Here is a 2,831-nt window from a genome sequence, read left to right as displayed (position 1 = left end):
GTATCTGATAATCTATTTACATATTTTATTAAAAATGGATTTACAGGTTCAACTTTGCTAAGTGCTAATATCCTTCTTTCAGCTCTTCTACATATAGTTCTTGCAATATGTAGGTTTGCTGCTGCTAATCCTGTACCTGGTATTATAAATGCATTTACTTCCTCTGTTTTGTTTGTATATTCATCAATTATATTTTCTAGATTTTTAATATCTTCTTCTATAATTGTTTTTGTAAATTTACTTTCATCTTTAGTTGCAAGCTCTGCACCTACATGAAATAGTTTTTTTTGTAGGTCAAATAATACGTTTTTATCTTTTTCTTTTATGTAGTTTATGCATAAACCTATGTATGAATTTAATTCATCTATAGTACCATATGATTCTACTCTTATACTATCTTTATCTATTCTAGTTCCATCGTATAAAGACGTTTGTCCTTTATCTCCTGTTTTTGTATATATTTTCATATTTTAAACCCTCTTCCTTTTAATACTTATTTATAAATTATATTTTATTTAATTTATACCTATTCTATTATTTATATATTTCCTGTATTTTAATTTATAAACTAATATATTATATTAATAGAAAACTTTGTTGTTTTTTAATGTTTTTTTTGTTTTAATATTGTGAAGTATTTTATTCCTACTAGGTATTTAAGTTCATCAAGTTATAAATTTTATTCTAAGTATATAAAAAACCTAAGTATTAAATCAGGCTTTTTATATACTTAATTTTTGAATAAATGTTTAATTATTAATTAAATGTATACTTTATTGACATAATTAGATGAAGTTAAGTAAAGTACACTTGGATAAAATAATCCAAAATTTATAATATCTCCTACCTTAAATGCTTTTGTACTGTCTTGTATATCTACAATAAGATGATCGCTACTACTTCCCATAATCTCAACACCTTCATCTAGTGGTATTAAACTATCATAAAAAACAAAATCTTGTTTACCAATTCCTAAAATAGCTCTTTTTCTTATTCCTCTATCTTCATAAATAGGTTTGTTTCCAAAAGCATCTATAAACATTTCACCTATTGGATAAGATGGTTTGTTTTTTATTTCTATTATTTCAGCTTTTAATGTAATTGTATCTTCATGCATTTCATCTACATCATATCCCCAATAATGTGGTAAATCACGTCCTACTATTATTCCTTCACCTATCCTTAAATTGTTTATTTTCTTAGGAATATTATTATCTAATATTAATGGTAATGTAGTTGTTGCACCACCTGATATTATGTCTAATTCTCTATTTATTTTACTTTCTATTTTCTGGGCAGCATTACATAGTTTACTTAAATTGTCATAGGATGGTTTTATAGAACCATAGCAACTTAAATTAGTTCCAACTCCACAAAGTTTCACGTGTTTTAATTCATTTTCTATGTATGTCGCAGTATTTATAAATTCGTCTTCATCAATTATTCCTTCTCTTAAATCTCCTAAGTCCATCATAAGTATAACTTTATGCTCTTTATTTTGTTTTTTACATTCTTCTTCTATTTTATTTATTGTTTCTATTTCTGAGTTTAAGCTAATATCAATATTTTTTACTACTTCTTGTATTTCTCTAAGCATTGGTATACGAATTAACATACTTTCTTCTTTTATACCATACTCCTTAAGACTTATTAATTGTTCTATTCTAGAACTAGCAACGTATTTACATCCACCTTTTACCATTTGGTCAACAACCTCTGGCTTTGCATTTACTCCTTTTACTACCCCTGCAACATTTATACCTAGATTTTCACATAATCCAACTACATGCTTTGTGTTTTCATATATCTTGCTTAGGTTTATTTCTAGTACTGGATATTTATCTTCATATATCATAATAAATTCCCCCTAATAAATTTTATTTATTTACTTTGTTATATCTAACTCCAGTATATTCTCTTTCCTTTAAAAGAATGCTATCTCAATCCTTATTTCCCCTTTTTAAAACATCCATCAATGAAACTTTAGCAACAAACCATTAATACAAAAAATGACTATAACATTGTTTTATCGAAAATATGTCATAGTCACTTTGTCTTTAATATTTTATAAAATTGTTTTAACTCTTCCAACAATTCCACCTTCAAGCATAACCTTAATCCCATGAGGATGATTCTTAGAATTTGTAAGTATTCTAATAACAATACCTTCTGTTAATTTTCCAGTGCGCTGATCTTGCTTTTGAACTACTAATACCCTAGCTCCTATATTTATATCATCTCTATTATTACCGTTCATAATTAATTACCTCTTTTAATTTTTTAATTTAACTGAGACTTTTGTATATAGTCATATATTATCCTAAAGTTACATTATTTTCAATAAATTCCTTAATTTATAACCTAAAATCTATTTTTAATAATTGCTCCTACATTTATATTCTTGCATAGCTATGCAACTTTTTAGAAATAATATGTATATAAAAAAAATAATGGTCTATAATTTTAATATAAAGTTAAGTACAATTTTTAATGATATCCTTAAGGATGCTGTACTTATTTCTCCTTTCAAAAGGCGAGTGCCCCACTGACGCTCGCCTTTTTGTTTTATATTTGATTTTTTATTTTATCCCAAAGTAACTATGCAATAATTTAATATTCTTATCCATATCTGCATTTATAACCCACATACCATTTGAGATTTCACTCTTAAAAGTTCCCTCTTGTGGAACCCTATATTCTGCTATCTCAAATTTATCTTCATATAAAATTCTATTTGCTATATTTTTAATGTATTCTATAGATACATTTGTATTGACTTGACCCATTATCTCCATTCCTATTTCAAATTTCTTTTCAGAAGTTTCACCTTG

4 protein-coding genes are annotated in these 2,831 nt (G+C 25.9%); all 4 read right to left on the bottom strand.

Going from position 1 to position 2,831, the window contains the following annotated elements:
- On the bottom strand, positions 1 to 467 hold a 467-nt coding region (locus VLM92_RS14380; RefSeq protein ID WP_325277015.1), incomplete at its 3' end, for a cob(I)yrinic acid a,c-diamide adenosyltransferase.
- 293 nt (positions 468 to 760) lie between these two features.
- Positions 761 to 1,855 carry an alanine/ornithine racemase family PLP-dependent enzyme gene (locus VLM92_RS14375; protein ID WP_325277014.1) on the bottom strand — a complete coding sequence of 365 codons (1,095 nt, stop codon included), beginning with the start codon at positions 1,853 to 1,855 and terminating at the stop codon, positions 761 to 763.
- A 210-nt stretch (positions 1,856 to 2,065) separates the two neighbouring features.
- The gene (locus tag VLM92_RS14370) at positions 2,066 to 2,257 is read right to left on the bottom strand and encodes a YwbE family protein (protein WP_325277013.1); all 192 of its coding nucleotides are present in this window, start codon (positions 2,255 to 2,257) and stop codon (positions 2,066 to 2,068) included.
- A 322-nt stretch (positions 2,258 to 2,579) separates the two neighbouring features.
- Positions 2,580 to 2,831: hypothetical protein (locus tag VLM92_RS14365; RefSeq protein WP_325277012.1), on the bottom strand; the 252-nt coding region annotated here is incomplete at its 5' end.

This window comes from Romboutsia sp., assembly GCF_035470145.1.
Lineage (GTDB): Bacteria > Bacillota > Clostridia > Peptostreptococcales > Peptostreptococcaceae > Romboutsia_D.
Note: the sequence above shows the minus strand (reverse complement) of the source record. Positions and strands in the feature narration are given on the sequence as shown.

Bases quoted from the DNA above. Each gene is read 5' to 3' on its own strand.
- VLM92_RS14375 (WP_325277014.1), bottom strand. From the start codon at position 1,855: ATGATATATGAAGATAAATATCCAGTACTAGAAATAAACCTAAGCAAG.
- VLM92_RS14370 (WP_325277013.1), bottom strand. From the start codon at position 2,257: ATGAACGGTAATAATAGAGATGATATAAATATAGGAGCTAGGGTATTA.